This window comes from Oceanisphaera arctica (assembly GCF_002936955.1).
GTDB classification, from domain to species: domain Bacteria; phylum Pseudomonadota; class Gammaproteobacteria; order Enterobacterales; family Aeromonadaceae; genus Oceanimonas; species Oceanimonas arctica.
The window spans coordinates 80,332-107,149 of sequence record NZ_MPZM01000001.1 but is presented as its reverse complement, the minus strand read 5'-3'; the positions used below and the strand labels follow the sequence as shown (position 1 = coordinate 107,149).

At 57.1% G+C, this 26,818-nt stretch carries 23 protein-coding genes; 12 read left to right on the top strand and 11 right to left on the bottom strand.

Annotated features, from left to right (window positions below; genetic code table 11):
• Positions 1–97: 97 nt before the first annotated feature.
• The 3 genes from UN63_RS17255 to UN63_RS00525 all read left to right on the top strand — a co-directional run bounded on the left by UN63_RS17255 (position 98) and on the right by UN63_RS00525 (position 2,843).
• Positions 98–853, top strand: coding sequence for a PDC sensor domain-containing protein (locus UN63_RS17255; protein WP_229793554.1), 756 nt, complete (start codon positions 98–100; stop codon positions 851–853).
• Between the two features lie 383 nt (positions 854–1,236).
• The gene (locus UN63_RS00530) at positions 1,237–2,067 is read left to right on the top strand and encodes an alpha/beta fold hydrolase (protein ID WP_104484841.1); all 831 of its coding nucleotides are present in this window, start codon (positions 1,237–1,239) and stop codon (positions 2,065–2,067) included.
• Between the two features lie 170 nt (positions 2,068–2,237).
• Positions 2,238–2,843, top strand: a complete 606-nt coding sequence (locus UN63_RS00525; protein ID WP_104484840.1) for a Yip1 family protein — start codon at positions 2,238–2,240, stop codon at positions 2,841–2,843.
• Between the two features lie 72 nt (positions 2,844–2,915).
• Here UN63_RS00525 and purF read toward each other — a convergent pair whose 3' ends face one another.
• The 7 genes from purF to lrp form a co-directional block, all read right to left on the bottom strand.
• Positions 2,916–4,433, bottom strand: coding sequence for an amidophosphoribosyltransferase (gene purF / locus UN63_RS00520; RefSeq protein ID WP_104484839.1), 1,518 nt, complete (start codon positions 4,431–4,433; stop codon positions 2,916–2,918).
• A 20-nt stretch (positions 4,434–4,453) separates the two neighbouring features.
• The gene (locus UN63_RS00515) at positions 4,454–4,942 is read right to left on the bottom strand and encodes a CvpA family protein (RefSeq protein WP_104484960.1); all 489 of its coding nucleotides are present in this window, start codon (positions 4,940–4,942) and stop codon (positions 4,454–4,456) included.
• Positions 4,943–5,113: 171 nt separating this feature from the next.
• Positions 5,114–6,412: a serine--tRNA ligase gene (serS, locus tag UN63_RS00510; protein ID WP_104484838.1), complete on the bottom strand. Its 1,299-nt coding sequence runs from the start codon at positions 6,410–6,412 to the stop codon at positions 5,114–5,116.
• Between the two features lie 97 nt (positions 6,413–6,509).
• Complete coding sequence (locus UN63_RS00505) at positions 6,510–7,835, bottom strand: replication-associated recombination protein A (protein ID WP_104484837.1); 1,326 nt, start codon at positions 7,833–7,835, stop codon at positions 6,510–6,512.
• Between the two features lie 309 nt (positions 7,836–8,144).
• Positions 8,145–8,753 carry an outer membrane lipoprotein periplasmic chaperone LolA gene (lolA, locus tag UN63_RS00500; RefSeq protein WP_104484836.1) on the bottom strand — a complete coding sequence of 203 codons (609 nt, stop codon included), beginning with the start codon at positions 8,751–8,753 and terminating at the stop codon, positions 8,145–8,147.
• A 2-nt stretch (positions 8,754–8,755) separates the two neighbouring features.
• Entirely contained in the window at positions 8,756–11,326 is a 2,571-nt protein-coding gene (locus UN63_RS17400) for a DNA translocase FtsK (RefSeq protein WP_104484835.1), read from the bottom strand.
• Positions 11,327–11,498: 172 nt separating this feature from the next.
• Positions 11,499–12,002, bottom strand: a complete 504-nt coding sequence (gene lrp / locus UN63_RS00490) for a leucine-responsive transcriptional regulator Lrp (protein ID WP_239552505.1) — start codon at positions 12,000–12,002, stop codon at positions 11,499–11,501.
• A 634-nt stretch (positions 12,003–12,636) separates the two neighbouring features.
• Between lrp and trxB the strand changes: the two genes are divergently transcribed.
• Positions 12,637–13,590: a thioredoxin-disulfide reductase gene (trxB, locus tag UN63_RS00485; protein ID WP_104484834.1), complete on the top strand. Its 954-nt coding sequence runs from the start codon at positions 12,637–12,639 to the stop codon at positions 13,588–13,590.
• Positions 13,591–13,683: 93 nt separating this feature from the next.
• On the opposite strand, the gene dauA is transcribed toward trxB, so the two are convergent.
• A complete protein-coding gene (gene dauA, locus UN63_RS00480; RefSeq protein ID WP_104484833.1) occupies positions 13,684–15,426 on the bottom strand; it encodes a C4-dicarboxylic acid transporter DauA in 1,743 nt (580 codons plus the stop codon).
• 112 nt (positions 15,427–15,538) lie between these two features.
• Between dauA and UN63_RS00475 the strand changes: the two genes are divergently transcribed.
• The 4 genes from UN63_RS00475 to infA all read left to right on the top strand — a co-directional run bounded on the left by UN63_RS00475 (position 15,539) and on the right by infA (position 17,416).
• Positions 15,539–15,712 (top strand): CopG family transcriptional regulator, encoded by a 174-nt coding sequence (locus UN63_RS00475; protein WP_104484832.1) that lies wholly within the window; start codon positions 15,539–15,541, stop codon positions 15,710–15,712.
• Between the two features lie 12 nt (positions 15,713–15,724).
• Positions 15,725–16,420: a leucyl/phenylalanyl-tRNA--protein transferase gene (aat, locus tag UN63_RS00470; RefSeq protein ID WP_104484831.1), complete on the top strand. Its 696-nt coding sequence runs from the start codon at positions 15,725–15,727 to the stop codon at positions 16,418–16,420.
• Entirely contained in the window at positions 16,417–17,121 is a 705-nt protein-coding gene (locus UN63_RS00465; protein WP_104484830.1) for an arginyltransferase, read from the top strand. The genes aat and UN63_RS00465 overlap by 4 nt, the downstream gene beginning before the upstream one ends.
• A gap of 76 nt (positions 17,122–17,197) precedes the next feature.
• Positions 17,198–17,416 (top strand): translation initiation factor IF-1, encoded by a 219-nt coding sequence (infA, locus tag UN63_RS00460; RefSeq protein WP_007419779.1) that lies wholly within the window; start codon positions 17,198–17,200, stop codon positions 17,414–17,416.
• Between the two features lie 182 nt (positions 17,417–17,598).
• Here infA and clpA read toward each other — a convergent pair whose 3' ends face one another.
• Positions 17,599–19,854 carry an ATP-dependent Clp protease ATP-binding subunit ClpA gene (gene clpA / locus UN63_RS00455; protein ID WP_104484829.1) on the bottom strand — a complete coding sequence of 752 codons (2,256 nt, stop codon included), beginning with the start codon at positions 19,852–19,854 and terminating at the stop codon, positions 17,599–17,601.
• A 49-nt stretch (positions 19,855–19,903) separates the two neighbouring features.
• Complete coding sequence (clpS, locus tag UN63_RS00450; protein WP_104484828.1) at positions 19,904–20,221, bottom strand: ATP-dependent Clp protease adapter ClpS; 318 nt, start codon at positions 20,219–20,221, stop codon at positions 19,904–19,906.
• 379 nt (positions 20,222–20,600) lie between these two features.
• Between clpS and cspD the strand changes: the two genes are divergently transcribed.
• The 4 genes from cspD to dbpA all read left to right on the top strand — a co-directional run bounded on the left by cspD (position 20,601) and on the right by dbpA (position 26,427).
• On the top strand, positions 20,601–20,816 hold the full coding sequence (gene cspD / locus UN63_RS00445; RefSeq protein WP_104484827.1) for a cold shock domain-containing protein CspD: 216 nt from the start codon (positions 20,601–20,603) through the stop codon (positions 20,814–20,816).
• Between the two features lie 171 nt (positions 20,817–20,987).
• On the top strand, positions 20,988–23,618 hold the full coding sequence (glnD, locus tag UN63_RS00440) for a bifunctional uridylyltransferase/uridylyl-removing protein GlnD (RefSeq protein WP_104484826.1): 2,631 nt from the start codon (positions 20,988–20,990) through the stop codon (positions 23,616–23,618).
• Between the two features lie 219 nt (positions 23,619–23,837).
• Positions 23,838–24,869 carry a 2,3,4,5-tetrahydropyridine-2,6-dicarboxylate N-succinyltransferase gene (gene dapD / locus UN63_RS00435; RefSeq protein WP_104484825.1) on the top strand — a complete coding sequence of 344 codons (1,032 nt, stop codon included), beginning with the start codon at positions 23,838–23,840 and terminating at the stop codon, positions 24,867–24,869.
• 178 nt (positions 24,870–25,047) lie between these two features.
• On the top strand, positions 25,048–26,427 hold the full coding sequence (gene dbpA, locus UN63_RS00430; protein WP_104484824.1) for an ATP-dependent RNA helicase DbpA: 1,380 nt from the start codon (positions 25,048–25,050) through the stop codon (positions 26,425–26,427).
• An 86-nt stretch (positions 26,428–26,513) separates the two neighbouring features.
• Here the strand turns inward: dbpA and UN63_RS00425 are convergent, their stop codons facing one another.
• Entirely contained in the window at positions 26,514–26,792 is a 279-nt protein-coding gene (locus UN63_RS00425; protein WP_104484823.1) for a DUF3081 domain-containing protein, read from the bottom strand.
• Positions 26,793–26,818 lie beyond the last annotated feature (26 nt).

Genomic DNA, 26,818 nt, shown 5'->3' with positions numbered 1-26,818 from the left:
CACCGTGTTCGGCTGCTTACTTACAGGCTTTTTCGTTCTAATACCCCTTACTTCCCTTCCGAAACTCAATCTCCGTAGCCTGATTCTGGCTCTGGCAGTGTTCAGTGTCCTGATCACCCTGGGCAACAGTTTTTATGCCACCTACAAGGTTCAGCGGGACCTGCTGATCAACAATACCCTCGAATCCAATCGGGACTATGCGGCCAAACTGGCCGAAATGACGGACGTATTCCTCAAGACCACTCAGGGCCAGCTTGCCTACAGCGCAAGTTTGCTCGGTTCGCAGATGGATGATAAAACCGCCTTGCTGAGCGAAGTCCGCCGCCTGCAGCAACAACCCGACACCTTCAACTCGGTGGGGGTCGTCGATGCAAAAGCGGTGATTATCGCTACTTCACCAGAGACACTTTCGGTTAAAGGCATGACACTGTCCGCTCCCGGTGCCCGACAATCCATTGAAGCCAAGAAGCCGCTGATCACCGACCCTTTTGTCTCGCCTGGCGGCAACTATCTTGTCAGCCTATCGCATCCTATTTTTTCCGACGATAGCCGGTATCTCGGCTACATCTCCGGCACCATCTACCTGCAGCAGGACAATATACTGGGTACCATCCTCGGCAGGCTTTATTACCATCTCGCTCGGCATATCTCACTGGCCCGGCTCTCCGGTTGTGATCAACGAGGCGCTAAAGCAGGCCGACAGGGCGCTTTATCTGGCCAAACAACAGGGCCGAAACCGCTCAATAGTGGCAGAGCAGGCCTGAACAGACCCCGCTCGCCGTTAATTCATAGAATGACAGGAATACGCCCGCTCAAAACGTCACCTATAATCGCCTACACTAGGGTCTGTTGACCTTTCGAGGTTAAATTTTGTTCGAGTTAAACGCGTTTTTATCGCGACGAGAGGGGTGTAGCCTAGTCATTCCAAGCAAAGCCCTCTCAACAAAGAGAAAAACGCGTTTAGCCGAACCCGCAGGGCAGCGCTTGTGGGGGCTTGCTACTGCGTTATCGCTTATTTATGTAGAGTGACTACATGCATAAGCGCTGCCTTGTATCAAGACCCCACAAACTACTGCAAAAATCATCTCGAAAGGTCAACAGACCCTAAGGCTGATTATTCTGCTAGCGGATAATTCATGGCGCTGCCATTACTGCAACTCGGCAGTCGTACAAAGTATGCTCCTGTGCTACCCGACTTAAAACAGAGCACACTGTTACTGCAGGAGGAGAGCCCCTTTGGTTCAACCCGCCAGCGTATCCGGCACCGTGCCCCTGATGCCCCGAGAGCAAGGCTGTGCCACTAGCTGGATATGCCTGCGCGGCCTGATGCGAGAACAACGCCACTGGGGAGCCTTTCCCGCGCTATTCCGGCAGCAGTTTCCACAAGACACGCTGATACTGGCGGATCTTCCCGGTTTCGGTACCGAGTATGCCAGCGGCAGTCCTGCAACCATCAAAGGCATCACCGAACGTCTGCGGCGACGATGGCAATCGTCATTACTGCAGCAACCTGTCTATCTGTTGACGCTGTCACTGGGTGGTATGGTAGCCATTGACTGGGCCAGCCGTTATCCACAGCAAATCGCCGGTATCGTGTTGATGAACAGCAGTCTAAGCAACTTCAGTCCTTTCTATCGTCGGCTTTCTCCTGCCGCCTACCTGCCCCTGTTGAAGTTGCTGTTGTGGCCACGTGACCCATGGCATCAGGAGGCTGCTATTCTTTCGCTCACCAGCCATCTTCATCCAGACGATCCCGAATTGCTGGCACACTGGGTACATTATGCCCGCCAGTATCCGGCCCGCCGGCTCGATATATTGCGCCAGTTACTGGCCGCACTGAGCTATCGCGCACCGAAACTTCCTCCTCCCGTACCCATAATGATGCTCGGCGGGCTACAAGACCGGCTGGTCAGCCCCTCTTGCAGTGAGTCCATCGCCACTCACTGGCTGCTACCCTTGCACTGCCACGCGCTGGCCGGTCACGATCTGACCCTGGATGCGGGTGACTGGGTCTGCGAGCAAATAGCAGCCTGGCTGAATGAAGCCTTACCTTCAACCGCTGGCTGAATGTTGATCTGGGCTGCAAACCTGTGGTTAATACGTAGACAAACTTGACGGCAGTGGGTCTCTGGCCAATAACTAGTTAGAGGAAAACACGGGCATAACCCGTTTTGACTCTTTGTTCGGCCACCTGGCAGGAGCCACCTGGCGCTGGAGATGTTTGAGGGGATCACGCTATGATTTTAAACCATATATGGGGTCTTTATGCACACCCCAAAGAAGAATGGCATACCATAGACCACCACCACGAGAGCCTGAGCTATAGCCTGGTACACCTGATGTTTATCGCGCTGATACCGACAATATCGGCCTATGTATCCGCAACCATGATTGGCTGGAACTTCGGATCCAGCACCAGCAGCACCATAATGCTGACCACCGAGAGTGCCCTTGTGATGTCGGTCGGTATGTACTTCACCCTGATCGGCGGTGTCTTTGCTCTCTCTTACCTGACGTTCTGGATGGCCAAAACCTTCGGTGCCAATCCGAGTTTTACCCAAAGCATGGAACTTGCCGCCTATACCGCCACCCCTCTGTTCATGACCGGATTGGCCCTGTTTTATCCCGAGCCTATCTTTCTGATGATGGTAGGGCTGGCGGGGCTGAGCTATTCGGTCTATCTGCTGTATTCCGGCGTACCCATCATCATGCATATTCCCGAAGAACGCGGTTTTATCTACGCCAGCTCGGTGGTGACCTGTGGCCTGGTGTTGCTGGTTTGTATCATGGTCGGCTCCGTTATCGTCTGGAGCTTCGGCTTCGGGCCCATTTACACACACTGAATCATGTTGTCGCAGCATTGAAAAAGGGGTCCGCAGACCCCTTTTTTTTGCTTTATTGTCCGGTCGTTATTACTACTGGCCTTCGTTATAGATTTCCAGATGACTGCTGTCGATGCTGTCATTCTGCTTGCTATTGTCGTTACGCAACGCATTCAGTTCATCCAGATATTCCTGGTTCACGTCCTGAGTAACGTATTCACCGGTAAACACCGAGGTCTCGAAGCGACGCAGCTCCGGGTTGAAGTGACGCACCGCATCTTCCAGATCTTCCAGTTCCTGGTAGATAAGGCCGTCGGCACCAATCAGCTGACAGATTTCTTCTACTTCCCGGCCGTAGGCAATCAGCTCGTTCACGGAAGGCATGTCAATGCCATAGACGTTGGGGAAGCGAATTTCGGGGGCTGCGGAAGCAAAATATACCTTCTTGGCACCCGCATCCCGCGCCATCTGAATAATCTGCTCGGAGGTGGTGCCGCGTACGATAGAATCATCTACCAGCAGTACATTCTTGCCGGCAAATTCCGACGGAATGGCATTGAGCTTGCGGCGCACCGATTGCCGACGCTGCTGCTGGCCGGGCATGATGAAGGTACGGCCGATATAGCGGTTCTTCACAAAACCCTGGCGATAAGGCAGTTTCAGGTTGTGGGCAATTTCCAGCGCTATGTCACAGGACGTTTCGGGAATCGGGATCACCACGTCGATATCCAGGTCTTCCCACTCCCGGGCGATTTTGGCACCCAGCTTCTGACCCATGCGTACCCGGGCACCATAGACAGAGACCTTGTCGATAAAGGAATCGGGGCGCGCAAAATACACATATTCAAAGATACAGGAGTGGTACTGCGGCTCGGCGGCACATTGCTGGCTGAACAGCTCACCCTGTTTGGTGATATATACAGCTTCACCCGGAGCCACATCACGGATCAGACTGAAGCCCACCGCATCCAGCGCCACGCTTTCGGACGCCACCATGTATTCGGTGCTGCCGTCTTCGGCTTCACGCTTGCCCAGTACCAACGGACGAATACCGTTGGGATCCCGGAATGCCACCATGCCATGGCCGATAATGACCGCCACGGCAGCGTAGGCACCACGCACCTGTTCATGCACCTTGCTCACGGCAGCAAACACATGGCCCGGCTCGAGGTGCAGGGTTTGCGTCTGCTGATCCAGCTCGTGCGCCAGCACGTTCAGCAGCACTTCGGAGTCGGAAGTGGTATTGATATGGCGACGGGCTACCCGGAACTGTTCTTCTTTCAGCTCCCGGGCATTAGTCAGGTTGCCGTTGTGGGCCAGAGCAATACCGAACGGTGAGTTCACGTAAAAAGGCTGCGCCTGGGCCACGCTGCTGCTGCCGGCGGTGGGATAGCGTACATGGCCAATCCCCACATTCCCGTTCAGGCGTTCCATATGACGCTCTTCAAACACGTCCCGTACCAGACCATTGGCCTTGCGCTGGCGTAAGGTATCCCCCGAAATGGTAACGATACCGGCCGCATCCTGACCTCTGTGTTGCAGTACCGTCAGGCCGTCATACAGCGCCTGATTTACCGGGGTCGTACCTTGAATACCGACAATCCCACACATGTCCTAATTTCCTCAATTCATTATGGCTTGGGGGGTAAAAAGCTGGATGAATTCTGCACCAGGCTGAAAAACCACTGGATCACGATACCAAACTCCGGGATCAACCGGGATTCGCGCCACCACAGACTCTGCGAGAAGGCGGTCATGGTATCGATGAATAACAGCAGGGCCGCTACGATAAGCACGCCCCGCACAGCCCCGAAACAGACGCCCAGTACCCGGTCGGTACCAGAAAGTCCGGTTTTGGTCACCAGCTCACCGATAACGTAATTAATCAGTGCGCCCAGAATCAGGGTTAATACAAACAGGATGGCAATGGCTGCGCCGTTGCGGAATAAGGGATCGGAGATATCGAGATGAATGGCCAGATCGGCGTAGAAACGACTGGCAACGAAGAAAGCGGCCAACCAGGTAGCGAGTGACATCGCCTCTTTCACAAATCCCCTGACCAGACTGATGAGTGCAGAGAGGCCGATAATGCCGAGAATTACGTAGTCTATCCAAACCATCATGTATTGCCGGTACCTCTTGAATGCCGCGCATTCTACCAAAGGAGTGCGGTAAAAGGCGAAGAAAAAGCGGATAAATTTCATTCAATATAAAACTAACTTCTGTCTGAATACCCCGTAAACAAACAAGCCGGGGCATAGCCCCGGCTTGTTTGGCTCAGGTCACCAGACTCAACCGATGAACTTCAGACCGCCCATGTAGGGCTGCAGGATCTCGGGCACCGCGATGCGGCCGTCTGCCTGCTGGTAGTTTTCCAGTACCGCCACCAGGGTGCGACCCACTGCCAGGCCGGAGCCGTTGAGGGTGTGCAGCAGCTGAGGCTTGCCGTCTGCACCACGTACCCGCGCCTGCATCCGACGGGCCTGGAAGTCGCCGCAGTTGGACACAGAGGAAATTTCCCGGTAGGTGTTCTGGGCCGGAAGCCACACTTCCAGATCGTAGGTCTTGGCGGCGCCAAAGCCCATGTCGCCGGTGCACAGTGCCATCACCCGATAGGGCAGATTCAGGCCCTGCAGTACTTTTTCGGCGTGGCCGACCATCTCTTCCAGGGTATCCCAGGAGTGATCCGGGTGAACCAGCTGCACCATTTCCACCTTGTCGAACTGATGCATACGCACCAGACCACGGGTATCCCGACCATAAGAACCCGCTTCGGAGCGGAAGCAGGGAGTATGGGCGGTGAATTTCAGCGGCAGCTCTTTGGCATCGAAGATCTCGTCACGGCCGATGTTGGTCAGCGGCACCTCCGAGGTGGGGATCAGCGAGAAACGACGCGTCTTGCCGGCTTCGTCCCCTTCGCCTTCGATAGCGGTATGGAACAGATCGGCAGAAAACTTGGGCAGCTGACCGGTGCCATACAGGCTGTCGCTGTTCACCAGATAAGGCACATAGCATTCGATGTAACCGTGCTCATTGGTGTGCAGATCCAGCATATATTGCGCCAGGGCCCGGTGCATGCGGGCAATCTGGCCCTGCATGATCACGAAGCGGGAGCCGGAAATCTTGACCGCACCCTTGAAGTCCAGACCGGCCAGGGCTTCGCCCAGCGCCACGTGATCGCGCGGTTCAAAATCGAAAGAGGTGGGCTCACCCCAGACGCGAACCTGCTGATTGTCGTCTTCGTTTTTACCGACCGGTACCGACTCGTCGGGCAGGTTGGGGATGGCGGAACAGAAGGCTTCAATCTCGTTCAGTAACTGGTCCAGATCGACCTTGCAACCGTCCAGCTCGTCGTTAATGGCCGTCACCGCCGCCTTCAGCGGGGCTATGTCTTCACCGCTGCGTGCCGCCTGGCCGATGGCCTTGGAGCGGGCATTGCGCTCGGCCTGCAGTTCCTGAGTACGGGATTGCAGAGACTTCCGCTTTTCTTCGAGGCTGTTGAACAAGGCAGTATCGAGTGTAAAACCACGGCTTGCCAGCCGCGCCGCCGTATCGGCGATATCGCCGCGCAGGTATTTGGAGTCCAGCATGAGTTACCTTATTTGATGCTTGTACTGCGTGTCACACGCAGGGTCGGAAGTCACTAAATCGACATCAAGTTTATCAGCTTAGCGGGCCGGGAGCCAACTAGCCACCGGCCTGCTCGTCCAGGCTTTTCAGGTAATCGAGCTTGGCCCCGACCTTCAGCTCGAAGCCCCGCTCGCTGGGCTGATAATAGCGCCGCTCAGCCAGGGCTTCCGGCATATAAGTTTCACCGGCAGCATAGGCACCCGGCTCGTTGTGGGCATAACGATATTCGGCGCCGTGGCCCAGCTCTTTCATCAGCTTGGTGGGTGCGTTGCGCAGGTGTACCGGCACCTCATAATCGGGCAGCTCACGGGCATCCTTCAGCGCCGCCTTCCAGGCGGTATAAAGGGCGTTGCTCTTGGGCGCGCAGGCCAGATAAACGATGGCCTGCGCGATGGCACGCTCCCCTTCCGCCGGGCCGACCCGGGTAAAGCAATCCCAGGCGGCCAGTGCCACGTCCATCGCCTTGGGGTCGGCCAGGCCCACGTCTTCCGAGGCAATGGCCAGCAGGCGACGGGCGATATAGAGCGGATCGCAGCCGGCACTGATCATGCGTGCATACCAATACAGGCCGGCGTCCGGGTTGGAGCCGCGAATCGACTTGTGTATCGCCGAGATCAGGTCGTAATAGAGATCGCCCTGATTATCGAACCGGGCCAGTCGCTCACCGGTCACTTCCGCCAGCAACGTCTTGTCGATGCGGCGAACCCCATCATGCTGCTCGGCCATGTCCGACAGCAGCTCCAGGTAATTCAGGGCCTTGCGACCGTCGCCGTCCACCAGTTCGGCCAGTGCCCGCTGCACGCCGTCGACCAGTGCAATGCCCTGCCCGACCAGCCCGCGTTCGTCGGTCAGCGCCTGGGCAATCATCTGCTCTATCTCCGCCGACTCCAGCCGCTTGAGCAGATAGACACGGGCCCGGGACAGCAATGCGTTGTTCAGCTCGAAGGAAGGGTTTTCGGTGGTGGCGCCGATAAAGGTAACGGTGCCATCCTCGATATGGGGCAGAAAGGCATCCTGCTGGGATTTGTTGAAGCGGTGTACTTCGTCCACAAACAGTATGGTGCGCCGACCGGCCAGCTTGTGCTCCCGCGCCCGCTCGATGGCGGCGCGGATCTCCTTGACCCCGGAGGTGACCGCCGATACCCGTTCTACCTGGGCATCACAATAATGGGCAATCAACTCGGCCAGGGTGGTCTTACCGGTGCCCGGAGGCCCCCACAGGATCATGGAATGACAGTGCCCGGCTTCCAGCGCCCGGCGCAGTGGCTTGCCCGGCCCCAGAATGTGCGCCTGGCCCAGGTATTGTTCCAGCCGTTGGGGTCGCATCCGCGCCGCCAGCGGGCGAAAGTCGTCCTGTTCGAAGTCCAGGCTCAGGGTGCTCATGTCATTTCATCCCCATAAAAACAAAGCCGTAAGCTTTAAGCGCTAAGCTGTCCGAATATTTCGCGAGTGCCGTTTCTCATGCGATTCTGCATCCGCGATGGTTTAGCCCCCTCCCCTTAGCCGCTTACTTGTCAGAATAACAGCGGGGAGCAACGCAAGGGGAGGGTTGGGGAGGGGTTACTGCCCCCCCCCAGCCTCCCCCTGGCCAAAATCCGCAGCGATGCCTGCTTCCCCGCTGCCAAGGGTGAGGAGCCGTTCGGTGTCAATGTGTCAACGCGGCGCCGTGTTTGCGCGATAACTACGATTCACTCAGCGTTGGTCGTCGACCATCACCCCGGCCGGGGGGGTAAAGGTAAAGGTATCGGCACCGGTGGCGGGCTTGGTATTCACCTGCTTCAGGGTAAATTCGCTGCGCTGACCGCCGGACTCGATTACCGTGAACCGCTTGATACGGTTGTTGCGGTCGAAGCTCAGGCTGAACTGACTGATCAGCTCACCCGGATCCTTGCTGGTCACCACATAATCGGCGCCCTTGCGGGCCACATCGTATTGCTGCCAGCGCCGCCCGTCACCGCCGGCAATCAGAAGAAAGGGTGTGTTCTGTATCGCCTGCTCCAGCGGCGCTATACTGACCTGCTCCACGAAGGGGTCGTACACCCAGACATCATTGCCGTTGGACACAATCAGACTCTCGTCCGGCGATACCGTATGCCAGCGAAAACGGTCGGGCCGGGCCAGCTGCATGGTGCCCTCGGCACTTTGCATCGGCGCACCCTGCTCATCGAATACCTGCTGGCTGAACCTGGCAGAAAATCGGTCGAAGGATGCCAGCTTCTGCTGCAGTTCGGCGCGCGCATCGGCCAGAGCCACGGCACTCACCGACCACAGCAGTATTCCTAAAGTTGCCAGTTTTTTCATGGTTACTCCCTGGCTGGCGGAGGTGCCAGCACTTCACGTTGACCGTTGCCGCCTGCGGAACTGACGATACCCTGGTATTCCATCTGTTCGATCATGCGGGCGGCCCTGTTGTAGCCTATTTTTAACTTACGCTGCACGCTGGAGGTAGAGCCACGACGACTCTCTACGACAAAAGCCACCGCTTCGTCGAACAGCGGGTCCAGCTCTTCATCGCCCCCTTCCGGCGCCTCGCCGGGCAGCAGGCCATCGGCGCCCACGTCGCCGCTTAGAATATCCTCGATATAGTTGGGCTCGCCCCGCTCTTTCCAGGCCGCCACCACCCGGTGCACTTCATGGTCATCCACAAAGGCGCCATGTACCCGGGTCGGGTTGCTGTCTCCAGCAGGCAGATAAAGCATGTCGCCCATGCCCAGCAGCGATTCGGCCCCCTGCTGGTCGAGAATGGTACGCGAGTCTATTTTGCTCGATACTTGGAACGACATCCGGGTCGGGATATTAGCCTTGATAAGGCCGGTGATCACATCCACCGAGGGCCGCTGGGTGGCCAGAATCAAATGAATACCAGCCGCCCGCGCCTTCTGGGCGATACGGGCAATCAGCTCTTCCACCTTCTTGCCGACGATCATCATCATGTCGGCAAATTCGTCGATCACCACCACAATATGGGGCAGTTTTTCCAGCGCCGGCGGATAGGTGTCCATCGACTGAGTCGGTTCCCACAAGGGATCCCGCAGCGGCTCGCCGGCATCTATCGCATCCTGCACCTTGGTATTGAAGCCCTTGAGGTTACGCACCCCCATGGCGGACATCAGTTTGTAGCGTCGTTCCATCTCGCCCACACACCAGCGCAGGGCATTGGCGGCTTCTTTCATGTCGGTGACCACTTCGGTCAACAGGTGCGGTATACCTTCGTAGACCGACAATTCCAGCATCTTGGGATCGATCATGATGAAGCGCACCTCGTCCGGCGTGGCCTTGTACAGCATCGACAAGATCATGACGTTGACCCCCACCGACTTACCGGAGCCGGTAGTACCGGCTACCAGCACATGGGGCATCTTGGCCAGATTGACGATCACCGGCTCGCCGGCGATATCCTGCCCCAGCACCAGGGTCAACGGATGCTCGTTGCGGGCGAAGGCTTCGCTGTCCATCACCTCGCGCAGATAGACGGTTTCGCGCCGGGTGTTGGGCAACTCCAGTCCCACGTAGGGCTTGCCGGGGATCACTTCCACCACTCGCACACTGATGGCGGACAGAGAGCGGGCCAGATCACGCGCCAGGTTGGTGATTTTGCTGACCTTGACCCCGGGGGCCAGATCCAGCTCGAAGCGGGTGATCACCGGGCCCGGATAGACTCCGACCACGTTGGCTTGCACGTTGTAATCCGCCAGCTTGGCTTCCACCAGCCGGGCAATGCGGTCGAGTTCCGCCTCGCTGACCGTATGTTGCCGGGGTTTGGGCAGATCAAGCAGTTCGACCGAGGGCAAGGGAGACAAGTCTCTGCGCTTCGAGGCCACCGGGACCGGTGCCGGCGTTCGTGGCGCCGGTACGGGGGCGGCCGGGGCTTCGCCCTCACTCAACCAGGGCAAATCCAGTTCCTCATCATCGTCATCATCCAGGGTCCAGCCGTTCGCCTCGGCGATCGTGCTCATGGCCATGTCGGGCGCGGAGGTCTCCCCCATCACCGGTTCTTTGCGTACCGGCGGGGTTTTCTTCTGTATCGGTGCCCGTTTTTCTGGCTTGGCGGTAACCGGAGCCAACAGGGGATCGTCCTGCTCGGCTTCCCACTCCGGCTCCAGATCCGCGTCTGACTCCAACTGACCACCGAGCCGATCCTTGAACCGGCGCCAGCCCACGAACCCCGCTTCGGACGGGATCGACTCAACCTCGGTCTCGGGTGCTGGGGGGGGCGGCATTTCACCGATCCCCTGACGGCGACGTCCGATGCCGCTCTGCCAGTCGACCAGTCGTTGCGGTATCTGACTGAACCAATGGGGAGTATTCAGCACAGCCGCGCCCAGACGCTCCACGATCAACAACCAGGACCAGCCGCTGAAGAAGGTGACACCGGTAGCAAAACCGCACAGCAGCACCAGGGTGGTGCCAAGGGAGCCAAACATCGAGTTCAGGGCCGACGCCAAAATATCGCCGATGAGGCCGCCGGAAGAAAAGTAATAAATATTGCCCACGTTCATGCTGGCCAGCGCCAGCAGGCTGAGTAACAACATCAGAAAACCGATAATGCGCAGGCTCAGGGTCAGATAACAGATATCGCTCAATGCCCTCGGCCGCCACAAGGTGACCCAGCCGATCAGCACCATGAAAAATGGCACCAGATACGCCGAGAAGCCGAAGGCGAACAGCAGTATGTCTGCCAGCCAGGCTCCCGCAGGCCCGGCGGCATTACGAATGTCTCCGCCCCATGCGGTTTGCGACCAGCCCGGATCCGAGGCATGGTAAGAAACCAGCGATAACATCATGAAGATCGCCAGCAAGATAATGGTGATCAATCCGGCCTCAAACAGACGCTGTAAACCAGACATGGGAGTAAACAGCTTTTTCTCCGCCAAACGCCCGCTCCTCGTTCTTATATGTTGTGTCACGCAATAGAAATAAATGCTGCGACAGGGAAAGTCGTCAGCCATCAAACGACAAACGAGCGGCCGGGGCCGCTCGCAGAGTCAGGTTCATCTCGGTCCCCGCCCGGCATAAAAATACCAGAGCCGGGCAGATTAGCACAGCTTATCGGGTATTTATCACCAGACGGTTGCTCTGCTTCACTTCTTCCATCACCACATAGGTGCGGGTGTCGTTCACCCCAGGCAGCCGCAGCAGGGTTTCGCCCAACAACTTGCGATAGGCAGACATGTCCGCCACCCGTGTCTTGAGCAGGTAGTCGAAATCACCGGACACCAGATGGCATTCCTGAATTTCTTCGAGCTTCTGCACCGCGTCGTTGAATTCGTCAAACACGTCCGGTGTGCCGCGGTTAAGAGTAATTTCGACAAAAACCAGCAGCGACGCATCCAGAAACTGTGGGTTGAGAATGGCAGTATAACCTTCGATATAACCCTGACGTTCCAGACGTCGTACCCGCTCGAGGCACGGCGTGGGGCTTAACCCTACGCGCTTGGACAGCTCTACGTTGGAAATACGGCCGTCTTGCTGCAGCTCATTGAGTATGTTGCGATCGATACGGTCGAGCTCTTTGGCCGGCCTGCTGTTCAAATCCAACACTTCATCCATCCTTTGACTCATTTTCGATACATTCCACTATGAACATTAAACCTATATGGCATAAAACCATACATCCATGCAATAGACCTTTAGCAAGAAGCACATTTTTCGACCGGGTGCCGATACTACGGCAGAGTCCAGCCTTGCATCCTTCAGGCTAAAAACTAAATAAAAAAACACAAAAAACGATTATATATACAATCGAGCTATTCAGTAGCTTAACATGTCAAATAGCAAACAGATAGCACATACGTTTGATATTCATATGAAATAACCATCATTGCCAAATTTTTATGCCTGCGGCTGGCTATTTTAACTATCAAGACACTAGTCCTGATTATTTTCGCCACAAAACAGGTTAAGTATCCGCCAACCACCACCACTACCGATTCTGCGCCTGTTAATTGACATAAAAAACCTATTTTATGTTGATTTACTCCCCTAACCAAGTTTCACTATGAAAAGGGCTATATTGCATAACTATTCGTTATAACCTTTCGTTTCCATAGTAATCCTCTCAAACGAAACCTTTCAGCATCATGCCGGTGGCGACAATCGCCTTGTTACGCTTTATTCCCTCAAGCCTATCCCCTACAATCGAGGCCACTTTTTATCTGCCTATTTGCCAAGGTTGGAGAGACAAATGAGCCAAGCCAAACACGCCAAACTGCTTATTCTGGGTTCTGGCCCTGCAGGGTATACCGCCGCCGTTTATGCGGCCCGCGCCAACCTTAATCCGGTACTGGTAACCGGTATTCAGCAAGGTGGTCAGCTGACCACCACCACAGAAGTGGAAAACTGGCCGGGTGACGCCGAAGGACTGACCGGTCCGGCGTTGATGGATCGCATGAAAGAACACGCCGAACGCTTTGAAACCGAGATCCTGTTTGACCATGTCAACAGCGTGGATCTGCAGCAGCGTCCGTTTCGGCTGAAAGGCGACGACGGCGAATACAGCTGTGATGCCCTGGTGATCGCCACCGGCGCCTCTGCCAAATACCTGGGCCTGCCTTCCGAAGATGCCTATCAGGGCCGCGGCGTGTCGGCCTGCGCCACCTGCGACGGTTTTTTCTATCGCAACCAGAAAGTCGCCGTGGTCGGTGGGGGCAATACCGCAGTGGAAGAAGCGCTGTATCTGTCCAACATCGCCGCCGAGGTACATCTGGTACACAGACGCGAGCAGTTCCGCTCCGAAAAAATCCTGATCGACCGGCTGATGGACAAGGTGGAGAACGGCAACATCACCCTGCATGTCAACCGTACCCTGGACGAAGTGCTGGGCGACGAAATGGGCGTGACCGGTGTTCGTCTGAGAGACACCCAGACCGATGAAACCGAACAGCTGGAGCTGGCCGGCGTTTTCATCGCCATCGGCCATCAACCAAACACCCAGATCTTCGAAGGCCAGCTGGAGATGGAAAACGGCTACCTCAAGGTGCAGTCCGGCCTGCATGGTAACGCCACCCAGACCAGCATCGAAGGCGTGTTCGCCGCCGGTGATGTCATGGATCACGTTTATCGTCAGGCCATTACCTCCGCCGGCACCGGCTGCATGGCGGCATTGGATGCCGAACGCTACCTCGACGGTCTGAAGTAAAACATCCAGCCATAAGCGATAAGCAAAAACGGCGCTGTTGATACAGCGCCGTTTTTATTGCTATCGGTAGCACCAACGGAAAGTAAAGCCAGCTTATCCGACTGCAGTCAGTGGTGCCTTGGCTACCTTCTCCACCGCCTCTTGCAGTGTGGAGTAAAAGGCCATCTCACCGGGAACAGGTTTTACCCCGGCTCTGGCCAGGGTCTTGAGCGGCTGATATTGCAGATCCGCCACTACTACTTCAATCTGTCGCTGTCGGCATTGATCCACGAAGCGGTTCAGGGCCGCCAGTCCGCCGGCATCCAGAATAGAAACCGCATCCATATACAGAATGATGCCCCCTTGTTGCCGACATAACCCCGCCAGTTCGCCGAACACCCGGTCGGCGGCGGCAAAAAACAAGGGGCCGTTGATTTTGAATACCGACCAGCCCTCCGGCAGCTCTGCACCCAGCAGTCGCCGATGGCCGGAAATATCCGTTACCCGGGTCATCTCGGCAATATCGCGCACGAACAGCACCGCCGCCACCAGCATGCCGACGGTAATCGCCAGCACCATGTCGAACAGTATGGTGAGCGAAAAACAGGTCAGAAACACCAGCACGTCACCCATAGGTGCGGTTTTCAGCAGCCGGACCGCCTTGTGGGCCTCACTCATGTTCCAGGCCACCACCATCAGCAGGGCGGCCATGGCCGGCATTGGCAGGTAGGCAAGCATGGGTGCCAGCAGCACCAACCCGGCCAGTACCACCAGCGCATGCACCATGCCCGCCACCGGCGACTCGGCCCCGGCCTTGAAGTTGGCGGCCGAGCGGGCAATAGCGGCAGTCGCAGTAATACCACCGAAAAACGGCGCCATTATGTTACCGATGCCCTGCCCCAGCAGCTCGCTGTTGGCGCTGTGGCGCCTGCCGGTCATGCCATCCAGCACCACGGCACACAGCAGCGACTCTATGGCTCCCAGCATGGCGATGGCGAAGGCCGCCGGCAGCAGATCACGCAACAAGTCCCAGTTCAGCGTCAACGCAGTACCATCTGGCCCCGGCTGTAGCCAGGGCCAGACCCACTGCGGCCACACAGAGGGAATACCTTGGCCAATACTGCCGTCTGGTAACAGGTAGCTGAACTGGCTGCTGATGGTGGCGATGTCCATGCCCTGCCGGTTCAGCAACAAGGTGATGAGACTGGCCAGGATCACCGCCGGCAAATGCGCCGGCACCCCGATTTTCAGCCGGGGCCAGAGTAGCATGATGGCCAGGGTGAGCAGCGCAATGGCCAGGCTGGGCCAGTGCATGTGAGGAAAGGCCGTCACCAGCGCCGTCACCTTGCCCACATAGTGCTCGGGCAGGCTGTTCAGCTCCAACCCGAGAAAATCCTTCAGTTGCAGGGTGGCAATCACTACCCCTATGCCGCCGGTAAACCCAAGGATGACCGGCTCGGGAATATACTCGATCAAGCGGCCCAGTCGCACTAGCGCCATGCCTACCAGGATCACCCCCGACATGACGGTCGCCAGCAGCAGACCACCCAGACCATATTGCTGGGCGATGGGATAGAGAATCACCACAAAGGCGGCTGTGGGCCCGGAAATGCTGAGCCGGGAGCCACCGGTCAGGGCGATGACAAAACCAGCGATGATGGCGGTATAGAGCCCATACTGAGGGGCCACCCCGCTGGCAATGGCCAGCGCCATGGCCAGGGGAATGGCAATAATCCCCACCGTGATCCCGGCCAGTACATCCTTAAGCAAGCGCCGACTATCGTACCGTTCCTGCAGGCAGCTTTCGCGAAGGGCATGGCCGATACGCAACGAAAACAGGTGGGCCCGATGCGGCATGCTTCTCTCCCGATGACAGATAATATTGGTATTATTCAATCGATTATATGCTCATCAATTAATCATTCAATGGTAATATGATTAACATGTTTTAGTGACTATCGGAGTCGTTATGGAACAAAGAACCGCTCGCCTGACCCTGCTGATCGATCCCAGAAAAAAGGCCCTGTTCGAACAACTTTGCGCCCAGGAAGACGTGACCCCGTCCCAGAAGGTACGCCAGTTTATTCGCGACTATATCGAGCAACAGACCGGCAGGGACTGGCTCGATGTGAGTCAGGACTGACGAAGGCGCCCCATGCTGACCCTACTCGACAAGAGGCTCTGGTTTCCGGATCCCACACTGGCGTTAACCGAACCCGATGGCCTGCTGGCCGTGGGCGGCGACTTGAGCCCGGAACGGCTCTTGCTGGCCTACCACATGGGCATATTCCCCTGGTTCGATCAAAGCCAGCCCCTGCTGTGGTGGTCGCCTGACCCTCGTGCCGTACTGGAACCAGATGCCCTGTATGTCAGTCGCAGCCTGGCCAAACTGGCTCGTCGTGGACTATATCGGCTGACCATCAACATCGCCTTCGAACAGGTCATCCGCGCTTGCCGCCAGCTGCGTGAAACCCGGGAAGGCACCTGGATCACCCCCGGCATAGAGCAGGCCTATTGTCGACTGCATCAACAAGGCCACGCCCACTCGGTCGAGGTCTGGCAGGGGGAACAGCTGGTGGCCGGGCTCTATGGCATCGGCCTTGGCAAGTTGTTTTGTGGCGAGTCGATGTTTCATCGGGTCGACAACGGCTCCAAGCTCGCCATGCTCGGCCTGTGCCGGCATCTGCACCGTCATGGCGGCGAACTGATAGACTGCCAGTTACCCAACCCGCATCTGATGAGTCTGGGGGTCACAAGTTGGCCACGCTCGCGTTTTTTACATAAACTCAAAGAGCTGCAACAGCAGTCGCTAGCACAAGGGTGCTGGCAACCGGATGAGCTGACGTTATGAGGGAAGTGAATCTCAAGGTGGGGCTGACGCCCAAACACCCCTGCAGTTACCTGCCCGAACGGCTGGAACAGCTGCTGGTTTTGCTCGACAAGGAATTGTTGTGCCTGGAAGGGTACGAACAATTGCTCAGTGCGGGCTTTCGTCGCAGCGGCTCGGACATTTATCGACCGCACTGCCAGCTATGTCGCGCCTGCGAGTCACTGCGCATCGACGTCGCCCATTTCACCCCTAGCCGCAGCCAGAAGCGCATCATCCGGCAGAACCGGGATCTGAGCATCAGCCTGAGTGAGCAGGAAAAGCCGGAGTATTTTCGGCTGTATCAGCGTTATATCAACGAACGGCACCAGGATGGCGCCATGTATCCCGCCAGCCGCCAGCAGTATGACGGTTTTCTGCTGTGCGACTGGTTACCGCCGGTATTTATGGAGTTCTGGCTGGATCAACAGCTGGTGGCGGTGGCGGTAACCGACCTGCTAGGTCAGGCGCTAAGCGCCATGTACACCTTTTACGACCCCGACCTGGAGCACAGATCTCTGGGGACTTTCGCTATTCTGAGCCAACTGGAACTGGCGGCCAGATTGAACAAGAGCTGGGTTTATCTGGGTTACCAGGTGGATGGTTGTAAAAAAATGAATTATAAACAACACTTCCGCCCACATCAGCGACTCGTAGCCGGACACTGGCAGGCGATGAAAGACTGAGCGGAAACTTTACACTCGAGGCGAAATCCGGCATGATCGATGCCGTTTTTATTGCCTGCGTTAACAAGAGGACTCAATGGCTAAAGAAGACAGTATTGAAATGCAAGGGACCATTCTGGACACCCTGCCGAACACCATGTTTCGCGTTGAGCTGGAAAATGGCCACGTGGTCACCGCTCATATCTCCGGCAAGATGCGCAAGAACTACATCCGTATCCTTACCGGTGACAAGGTCACTGTTCAACTGACTCCTTACGATCTGTCAAAAGGACGCATCGTCTTCCGCGCTCGCTAATCCGTTCGCCAGTCACTCCGAATGTTACATGGCGGCGTCAGCCCCCAATAGCTGTACCTTTGGGTGGTTTTTCGCGCCCCTGTTCCGTCAGGCATGCACCTCTTGGATAATAAAATGCCCGGCACCATCATGGTGCCGGGCATTGTAGTGCTGATTATGGTGCTATGCCCTGAGGCCTGAACTCAATGGGCCAGAGAGGCTTCCGACTGATAGTCAAAATGCAGTTTGTCGTCCTCTAGAGTGACTTTGACCGAGCCGCCACCGACCAGTTCGCCGAACAGCAACTCGTTGGCCAGCGGCTTTTTCAGTTTTTCCTGAATCACCCGCCCCATGGGCCGTGCGCCCATCGACTTGTCGTAGCCTTTCTCTGCCAACCAGTGACGCGCCTGCTCGCTGACCTCCATCGATACCCCTTTGGCATCCAGCTGTGCCTGCAGTTCAACGATAAACTTGTCCACCACCCGGTGAATCACTTCCATATTCAGGTGGTTGAACCAGATGATATGGTCGAGCCGGTTACGAAATTCCGGTGCAAAAGTCCGGTTGATTTCGGTCATGGCGTCATGGCTGTGATCCTGCTGCTGGAAGCCGATAGACTTGCGTATCGTCTCCTGCACCCCGGCATTAGTGGTCATCACCAGTATCACGTTACGGAAGTCCGCCTTGCGGCCGTTGTTATCGGTCAGGGTACCATTGTCCATTACCTGCAACAGCAGATTGAACACGTCCTGGTGCGCCTTCTCGATTTCATCGAGCAGCACCACCGCATGAGGATGCTTGATCACCGCATCGGTAAGCAAACCACCCTGATCGTATCCCACATAGCCCGGCGGGGCCCCTATGAGGCGTGACACCGTATGGGACTCCATGTACTCGGACATGTCGAAGCGAACCAGCTCGATACCGAGCACCCGCGCCAGCTGCTGGGTCACCTCGGTCTTGCCCACCCCGGTCGGGCCGGCAAACAGGAAGGAGCCGATGGGCCGCTTCTCGTTGCCAAGGCCGGAACGACTAAGCCGGATGGAGTCGGTCAGCACCTCTATCGCCTTGTCCTGACCGAAGACCACCATCTTGAGCTTGGGCTCCAGATTCTTCAGTGCCTCCTTGTCGGAGCTGGACACCGATTTCTCGGGAATACGGGCAATCTTGGCCACGATGGCCTCGATGTCGCCCACCCCTATGGTCTTCTTGCGCTTGGAGGGGGGCATCATGCGGATTTGCGCGCCCGCCTCGTCGATGACGTCGATTGCCTTGTCAGGCAGATGACGGTCGTTGATGTATTTGGCAGACAGCTCGGCCGCCGCCCGAATAGCCTTGCTGGTGTAGCGCACATCGTGATGTGACTCGTAGCGGCTCTTCAGCCCCAGCAGTATCTTGGTGGTGTCTTCCACCGAAGGCTCCAGAATGTCGATTTTCTGGAAACGCCGTGCCAGGGCCCGGTCTTTTTCGAAAATCTGGCTGTATTCCTGATAGGTGGTGGATCCCACACAGCGGATTTGACCGCTCGACAACATAGGTTTCAGCAGGTTGGCCGCATCCAGCTGGCCACCCGAGGCGGCGCCGGCACCAATGATGGTGTGAATTTCATCGATAAACAGGATGGCGCCTTTCTGCTTCTCGAACTGTTTGAGCAACGCCTTGAAGCGCTTCTCGAAATCACCGCGATACTTGGTACCCGCCAGCAGCGAGCCCATATCCAGCGAATAGATGGTGCTGTCAGCGATAATCTCCGGCACATCCTGATGCACGATGCGATAAGCCAAGCCTTCGGCGATGGCCGTTTTACCAACCCCGGCCTCCCCTACCAGCAACGGGTTGTTCTTGCGCCGACGACACAATACCTGGATGGCACGATTGACCTCATGATCCCGGCCGATCAGTGGATCGATACGGCCTTCCTTCACCCATTGGTTGAGGTTGATGATAAAGCCTTCGGTCTGGCTGCTTGCCGCCTCGTCGGTGTTTTCTTCCAACTGGGCGGGTGGCGCCTCTTCCTGCTGGCCGTCTTTGCGCACGCCATGAGACAGGAAGTTGACCACGTCCAGCCGGCCGATCTGGATCTTTTTCAGCAGGTAGGCGGCCTGCGATTCCTGCTCACTGAAAATGGCGACCAGTACATTGGCACCGGTTACCTCGGCGTTACCGGAAGATTGAACATGAAATACCGCCCGCTGCAGCACACGCTGAAAGCCGAGGGTGGGTTGCGTTTCTATTTCATCGTCCCCCGCCGGTATCAGCGGCGTGGTCTGCTCGATAAACAGGTGGGTTTCACGGCGTAGCTGTTCGAGGTCTGCGCCACAGGCCGTCAGGGCCTCTTTGGCAGACGGGTTGTCCAACAGCGCGAGTAACAGGTGCTCCACCGTCATAAACTCGTGGCGAGCACGGCGCGCTTCGTTGAAAGCGTCGTTCAATGTGCTCTCAAGGTCTTTGTTCAACATAGGCACCTCCCCTAAAAAACTGCGGTGTCCCGTTGCGGCGGGTACTTACTCATTCCTGCTCCATGGTGCACAACAGCGGATGTTCATGCATACGGGCAAACTTGTTCACTTGCGCTACCTTGGTTTCTGCAATCTCTGCGGTAAACAGGCCACAGACTCCTTTCCCCTGATAATGAACCGCCATCATCACCTGCGTGGCCTTATCCACATCCATTACAAAGAATTTTTGCAGTACCTCCACCACAAACTCCATGGGGGTGTAATCGTCATTGTTCAGGATGACCTTGTACATAGGAGGGGGCTGCAGCGCAGTTTCTTCCACCTCTTTTAACTGATCACCATCTGCCTGCTGTGTTCTCCTGCCCATATATTTACTCTAAATCACTGTTCCGGATCTCGCTACAGCAGTCGGCTCCGGATTTGGTGCCGCTGCCTGGCGTCGCTTTCAAGCCAGGGACTGACTCTTTTTGTCAGGATATCAGGAACGCTTTAGCTAGTCTTTCCTTCACACTACCGCTTACATCGACGCTGTCAACCGTCTTTCTGTGGCGGAATGCGATAACAAACAAACGCTTGACTCGCCCAGATGATTGGCTAGAGTGATTGATTGGTGACCATTGAATCAAGTGTCGTATGGCGCTTGCATTTCGGGTCGCCGCATCCGGCGGGGTTCACCTGTCGTAAAAATTGGCAGCTGCCAGTTACTCAATGTTGTTTTGGATGTTTGAGCAAAAGGATGCAGATGTATGACGACCGGTACGGTGAAGTGGTTTAATAATGCTAAGGGATTTGGCTTTATCTGCCCACAGGAAGGCGGTGATGATGTGTTCGCACATTTTTCCACCATCCAGATGGACGGATACAGAACCCTGAAAGCGGGCCAGTTGGTACAGTACAAGATACAAGAAGGACCCAAAGGTAACCATGCGATAAGTATAGTACCTGCGGCAGATAATAATTAAGCACGGATACACGATATCCATACATAAAGGCGCTTCGGCGCCTTTATTGTATCTGCCACACCGGCAGCAGCCGACGGTGTGGCATCGAGGCGAACAAAGGGATCTCCTTTCCCGCCGGAGCCGACTTTGCTAACGTAGTCGTACTTCCGACTGCAAGGATATCGCCGCCTCATGGACGCCAGCCTGCTCGCTCCGGCCCTGCTCGACCCCACAGAACTGACCCTGCCCAAGTGCAAGGAAATACTGGCTCGCCTGCAAGACTGGCTGGAACAACGCTTCAACGCCGGCGACGATATCATGGAGCTGGTGGTCACCCGCTCCCAGCACATGGACCAACTGCTGACCGGGCTGTGGCAGCGCCATGGGCTGGATAAGGATCAGCAACTGGCGCTGGTGGCGGTCGGCGGTTACGGCCGGGGCGAGCTGCATCCCTATTCGGATATCGACTTGCTGATATTGAGCAATGGCACGCCGGAGCCGGCCCTGAACGACCGTATCGGCAGCTTTGTCACCCTGCTGTGGGATCTGCGCCTGGAAGTAGGCCACAGCGTGCGTTCGGTGGCGGAATGCATCCGCCAGGGAAAAAAAGATATCACCATCGCCACCAACCTGATCGAAGCCCGGCTGATCACGGGCTGCTACGACACCTTTGCCGCCCTTACCCAGGCCACCCAACCCGATAAATTCTGGCCCAGCCAGGCCTTTTTCGAGGCCAAGCGAGAGGAGCAGGAAAGTCGCCACCGCCAGTTTCAGGACACCAGCTACAAGCTGGAGCCGGACATAAAGAGCAGCCCCGGCGGCCTTCGCGATATCCAGACCATCAGCTGGGTCGCCCGTCGCCACTTCGGTGCCGCCACCCTGAGTGAAATGGTCAGCCACGGCTTTCTGACCCGGGCCGAGTACCGTGAGCTGCTCGACTGTCAGAACTTCTTGTGGAAGCTGCGTTTTGCCCTGCACATGGCCATTCACCGCCCCGATAACCGCTTGCTGTTCGACCGCCAGCGGGCGGTGGCCACTGCACTGGGCTTTGCCGGCGAAGGTAACGAGCCGATAGAGCAGATGATGAAGCGCTTCTATCAGACGGTGCGGCGGGTAGCCGAGCTTAACGAAATGCTGCTGCAGCTGTTCGATGAGGCCATTCTTGGCCATATTGCCATGGACGTGAAGATGCTCACCCCCGAGTTTCGCCTGCGCGGCCGCCTGATCGACGTCATCAATCCCGAGCTGTTCAGAGCAGAACCTGCCGCCATCTTGCGGCTCTTCTACCAGATTGCCGCTCATCCCCAGATCACTGGCATTTATTCCACCACGCTGCGCCAGTTGCGGGATGCCCGCCGCCGCCTGCCCGTTTTTCTGTGCGAACGGGCCGACTGCCGACGGCTGTTCATGATGCTGATGCGCCATCCCCGTGCCTGTGGCCTGGCGCTGACCCTGATGCACCGCTACGGCATTCTCGCCGCCTATTTTCCCCAGTGGAGCAAAATCGTCGGTCAGATGCAGTTCGACATGTTTCACGCTTACCCGGTCGACGAACACACGCACCGGCTGCTCAAAAACATCTACCGGTTCCGCAAACCCGCCGCCAAACGCAGTCATCCATTGTGTTTTGAAATCTGCGGCCGCTTGCGCAAGCCCGAGCTGCTCAACCTCGCCGCGCTGTTTCACGATATCGCCAAGGGCCGGGGCGGCGATCACTCCGAGCTTGGGGCGGAAGACGCGCTGGCGTTTTGCCTGCAGCACGATCTCGACAAATCCGACGCCCGCCTCGTATCCTGGCTGGTGCGCCATCACCTCTTGATGTCGGTCACCGCCCAACGCCGTGACATCTACGATCCGGATGTGATCAGCGAATTCGCCGGCCTGGTCAGAGACGAGCTGCGTCTGGACTTTCTCTATAGTCTGACGGTGGCCGATATCTGTGCCACCAACGATCACCTGTGGAACGACTGGAAAGGCACCCTGTTGCGAGAGCTCTACTTCGCCACCCAGAAGGCGCTGCGCCGGGGCCTGGAAAATCCGCCGGATCTGCGCCTGCGCATCCGAGAGAATCAGCGCCAAGCCCGCCAGATCCTGGAACAGCTGGATACCCCCGTCGAGCAGATAAAGCCCCTGTGGGCCCGCTTTACCGCCGATTACTTTCTGCGCCATACACCGGAGCAAATCGCCTGGCACAGCCGCCATATTCTGGCCCACTGTGACAGCCGGCGGCCACTGGTACAAATCAGCCAGCAGCCGGGCCGGGGCGGCAGCGAACTGTTTATCTACAACCCCGACTCCCCAAACCTGTTCGGTCGGGTGGCGGCGGCGCTGGATCAGAAAAACCTCAACATCCACGATGCCCAGATCATGACCTCGAAAGACGGCTATGCCCTGGATACCTTTATCGTGCTCGAACCCGACGGCCAGCCGGTAAGTGGTGACCGGCTCAGCGATCTGTGCCACAGCCTGGGCGAGGTGCTGCTGATCCAAACGCCGCCCATGGTGCGCATTCGCCCGCCTTCGCGGCGGCACAGGGAATTTACCGTCACGACCCAGGTGAACTTTCTACAGCCCCAACGGCTGACCAAGCGCACCCTGATGGAGCTGGTGGCGCTAGATACCCCCGGCCTGCTGGCCCGCATTGGCTCCGTATTCAGTCGGTTGGGGCTGAACCTGCACGCCGCCAAGATCACCACCATAGGCGAACGGGTAGAAGATTTTTTTAGCCTCACCAACAGCGAAGATCGGCCATTAAACGAACAAGAACAGATATTGTTACGAGAAAAAGTGATCGAGGAGCTCAACCAGGGCGGCAAAATATGATAAAAGATGCACCAGAATTGAATCAAGAAACAGGGAAGTCGTTTTAGATGTCTGCACTGCAAGCCATTCTCGAAGCCGCTTTCGAGCGTCGCGACACCATTCGCCACTGAACTGTTCAACACACAGCAAGGCTCGGCCTGCAACTGATTAACACCCGGTTGGCCGCTATGCGCGCGCCGGCCGATTACGAATTCAAACCAAATTAACGGAGTTACCAAGATGGCAAACTTTGCTTTCGGTCTGGGTGTGGGCACCAAGTCCGCCAAAGGTGAATGGCTGGAGGTTTACTACAACCTGCCGCTGCACAACGCTGATGACACACTGGTTAACGCAGTTGCTGCGAAGACCGGTTACGAAGGCGGCAACGCTGTAATCGAAATCAGCGCCGCACAGCTGAACGATCTGGAAGCGGCTTTCCTGTCTGTCGGCGCCGAAGCTCAGGCCGAAATCGTTACGGCTCTGGAAGGCACCAGCCAGCCACTGGTTGTGACCATTCTGGACACCGACGCCGCACCTGCCAGCACCGCCGAGGTTTACCTGAAGCTGGCACTGCTGTCCCACCGACTGGTCAAGCCACACGGTCTGGACTTGTCCGGCATGTTCGGCCTGCTGCCAAACGTGGCCTGGACCTCCGAAGGCGCTATCGCGGTAGACGAACTGGCCAAACGCCAGCTGGCAGCGCGCGCCCAGGGTCGCACCATCAGCGTTAACTCTGTCGACAAGTTCCCGAAAATGACCGACTACGTGGTACCGGCTGGCGTGCGTATCGGTGATGCATCCCGCATCCGTCTGGGTGCGCACGTGGGCGAAGGCACCACCGTCATGCACGAAGGTTTCATCAACTTCAATGCCGGTACTCTGGGCGTCAGCATGGTTGAAGGGCGCATCTCTGCCGGTGTTGTGGTCGGCAACGGTTCCGACCTGGGTGGTGGTTGCTCCACCATGGGTACCCTGTCCGGTGGCGGCAACATCGTCATCTCCGTTGGCGAAGGCAGCCTGCTGGGCGCAAACGCCGGTCTGGGCATCCCGCTGGGCGACCGCTGCACCATCGAATCCGGTCTGTACATCACCGCCGGCGCAAAGGTGACCGTTCTGGATGATAAGAACCAGGAAGTGCAGACGGTTAAAGCCGCCGATCTGGCAGGCAAATCCGACCTACTGTTCCGTCGTAACTCCCAGACCGGCCGCATCGAGGTGAAAACCAACAAGTCTGCCGTCGAGCTGAACGCCGAGCTGCACAAGCACAACTAAGTCTGTGTCCATCTGATGGCGGCATCAGAACGCAACAAAGCCCTCGCATGCGAGGGCTTTTTGTTTAACTTATGGCCAAAAGACACCGCCCTTGCCGCTTTTCTGCTATGATGCGGCCCCGCCTTAGGGTCTGTTGGCCTTAGTGCGCCCCTATTTATCTGATATCAAGAGTTTCCCCGTGACCAACACCGAATTTTCCACCCTGTCCCTGGACCAGTCCCTGATCGCTAACCTGACCAGCCTGGAATACACCCGGATGACCCCTATTCAGGCCCAGAGCCTGCCGCTGATGCTGGAAGGCAAAGACGTGATCGCCCAGGCCAGTACCGGCAGCGGTAAAACCGTCGCCTTTGGCCTGGCGCTGCTGGCTCGTCTCGACGTCAACCGAATGGGCGTGCAGACCATGGTGCTCTGCCCTACCCGCGAGCTGGCCGATCAGGTCGCCCGCGAGCTGCGTCGTCTGGCCCGGGCCATGGCCAACGTCAAGCTGGTCGCGCTCTGCGGTGGCTCTCCGACTGCGGCACAAACCGCCTCGCTCGAATTCGGAGCGCACATAGTAGTAGGCACCCCGGGCCGTATACTCAAGCACCTGGAACAGGGCAGCCTGGTGCTGGACTCGCTCAATACCCTGGTACTGGACGAAGCGGATCGCATGCTGGACATGGGCTTTGTCGACGACATCGAGCGGGTGGTTGCCTTCGCCCCCAAGCAACGCCAGACCCTGCTGTTTTCGGCGACCTATCCCGAGGGCATCGCCGAACTGAGCCAGGGCCTGCAACAGCAGCCCGTGCGGGTATCGGTAGCCGATGAACTGCGGGCAGACACCATAGTCCAGCTGCTGTTCGAAGTGGTGCCCAACTTACGCAAGCAGGCATTGGCTACTCTACTCGCCCACTATGCGCCGCGCTCGGCGGTGGTGTTCTGCAATACCAAACGCGCCTGTCAGGAAGTGGCCGAGCACCTGACCACCCTGGGCTTTTCCGCCCTGGCGCTGAACGGTGATCTGGAACAACGAGAGCGGGATCAGGTGTTGATCCGCTTCGCCAACGGCAGCGCCAATATTCTGGTGGCCACCGATGTGGCGGCCCGCGGCCTGGATATCAAGGAGCTGGCTGCGGTGATCAACTACGACATCACCCAGGATCCGGAAGTGCATGTGCACCGTGTCGGCCGCACCGGTCGTGCCGGCCAGCAGGGCCTGGCACTGAGCCTCTACAGCCCGCAGGAAGCCTACCGGGTAAACATGATTGAACAATATCAGCAGGCTCCTATCGTGCAGGGGTCGCTGGCCGATCTGAACGGCAACACGGCGCCGCTGCAGCCGGAGATGGTGACTCTGAATATTGCCGGCGGCCGCAAAAGCAAGATTCGCGCCGGCGATATTCTGGGCGCCCTCACCGGTGAAGCCGGCATTGCCGGTGCTCAGGTGGGCAAGATTGATATCTCGGAAATGCAGTCTTATGTGGCGGTACACAGAGATGTGGCCAGGCAGGCGCTGAAGCACCTGCAGCAGGGTAAAATCAAGGGCCGTACCGTCAGGGCTCGCATGGTAGGCTAAGTCGATTCAATCCAACCCGATTGCTCTTTTGGGTGATCGGGTTGGATTTTTGCTGTGCGATATCGGCACAGGAGCGATAGCAGGACTCAATTACCTTGCTGGCGCTCGTTGTAATGGTGATGGATATAATCAATCTTCGCCATGAACTGCTCCTTCAGCGTGTCACTGGCGTAATCGAAACGATAACTCTGGTGGAAATTCAACTGCAAGGTAACCCCACTGCCAGACAATACGACGCTATAACCGTCAAAATCGCTGCTCGCCACTACTCCATCCAGAATATGCCCATCTTCATGGGGTTCACCAAAGCGCTGAATCTTGTCAAAGACCTCCAGCACGATTTTATTATTCAATTCGTTCTGCATCGTTAGCTCCTTCCGTACCCATTCTG

Coding starts and splice junctions, on each gene's coding strand:
- dapD (WP_104484825.1), top strand. CDS start 23,838: ATGGCAAACTTTGCTTTCGGTCTGGGTGTGGGCACCAAGTCCGCCAAA.
- dauA (WP_104484833.1), bottom strand. CDS start 15,426: ATGCCGCATCGGGCCCACCTGTTTTCGTTGCGTATCGGCCATGCCCTT.
- clpS (WP_104484828.1), bottom strand. CDS start 20,221: ATGGGCAGGAGAACACAGCAGGCAGATGGTGATCAGTTAAAAGAGGTG.
- UN63_RS00465 (WP_104484830.1), top strand. CDS start 16,417: ATGAGGGAAGTGAATCTCAAGGTGGGGCTGACGCCCAAACACCCCTGC.
- UN63_RS00505 (WP_104484837.1), bottom strand. CDS start 7,835: ATGAGCACCCTGAGCCTGGACTTCGAACAGGACGACTTTCGCCCGCTG.
- UN63_RS00425 (WP_104484823.1), bottom strand. CDS start 26,792: ATGCAGAACGAATTGAATAATAAAATCGTGCTGGAGGTCTTTGACAAG.
- UN63_RS00475 (WP_104484832.1), top strand. CDS start 15,539: ATGGAACAAAGAACCGCTCGCCTGACCCTGCTGATCGATCCCAGAAAA.
- glnD (WP_104484826.1), top strand. CDS start 20,988: ATGGACGCCAGCCTGCTCGCTCCGGCCCTGCTCGACCCCACAGAACTG.
- UN63_RS00525 (WP_104484840.1), top strand. CDS start 2,238: ATGATTTTAAACCATATATGGGGTCTTTATGCACACCCCAAAGAAGAA.
- lrp (WP_239552505.1), bottom strand. CDS start 12,002: ATGGATGAAGTGTTGGATTTGAACAGCAGGCCGGCCAAAGAGCTCGAC.
- aat (WP_104484831.1), top strand. CDS start 15,725: ATGCTGACCCTACTCGACAAGAGGCTCTGGTTTCCGGATCCCACACTG.
- purF (WP_104484839.1), bottom strand. CDS start 4,433: ATGTGTGGGATTGTCGGTATTCAAGGTACGACCCCGGTAAATCAGGCG.
- clpA (WP_104484829.1), bottom strand. CDS start 19,854: ATGTTGAACAAAGACCTTGAGAGCACATTGAACGACGCTTTCAACGAA.
- serS (WP_104484838.1), bottom strand. CDS start 6,412: ATGCTGGACTCCAAATACCTGCGCGGCGATATCGCCGATACGGCGGCG.
- UN63_RS00515 (WP_104484960.1), bottom strand. CDS start 4,942: ATGGTTTGGATAGACTACGTAATTCTCGGCATTATCGGCCTCTCTGCA.
- cspD (WP_104484827.1), top strand. CDS start 20,601: ATGACGACCGGTACGGTGAAGTGGTTTAATAATGCTAAGGGATTTGGC.
- lolA (WP_104484836.1), bottom strand. CDS start 8,753: ATGAAAAAACTGGCAACTTTAGGAATACTGCTGTGGTCGGTGAGTGCC.
- infA (WP_007419779.1), top strand. CDS start 17,198: ATGGCTAAAGAAGACAGTATTGAAATGCAAGGGACCATTCTGGACACC.
- trxB (WP_104484834.1), top strand. CDS start 12,637: ATGAGCCAAGCCAAACACGCCAAACTGCTTATTCTGGGTTCTGGCCCT.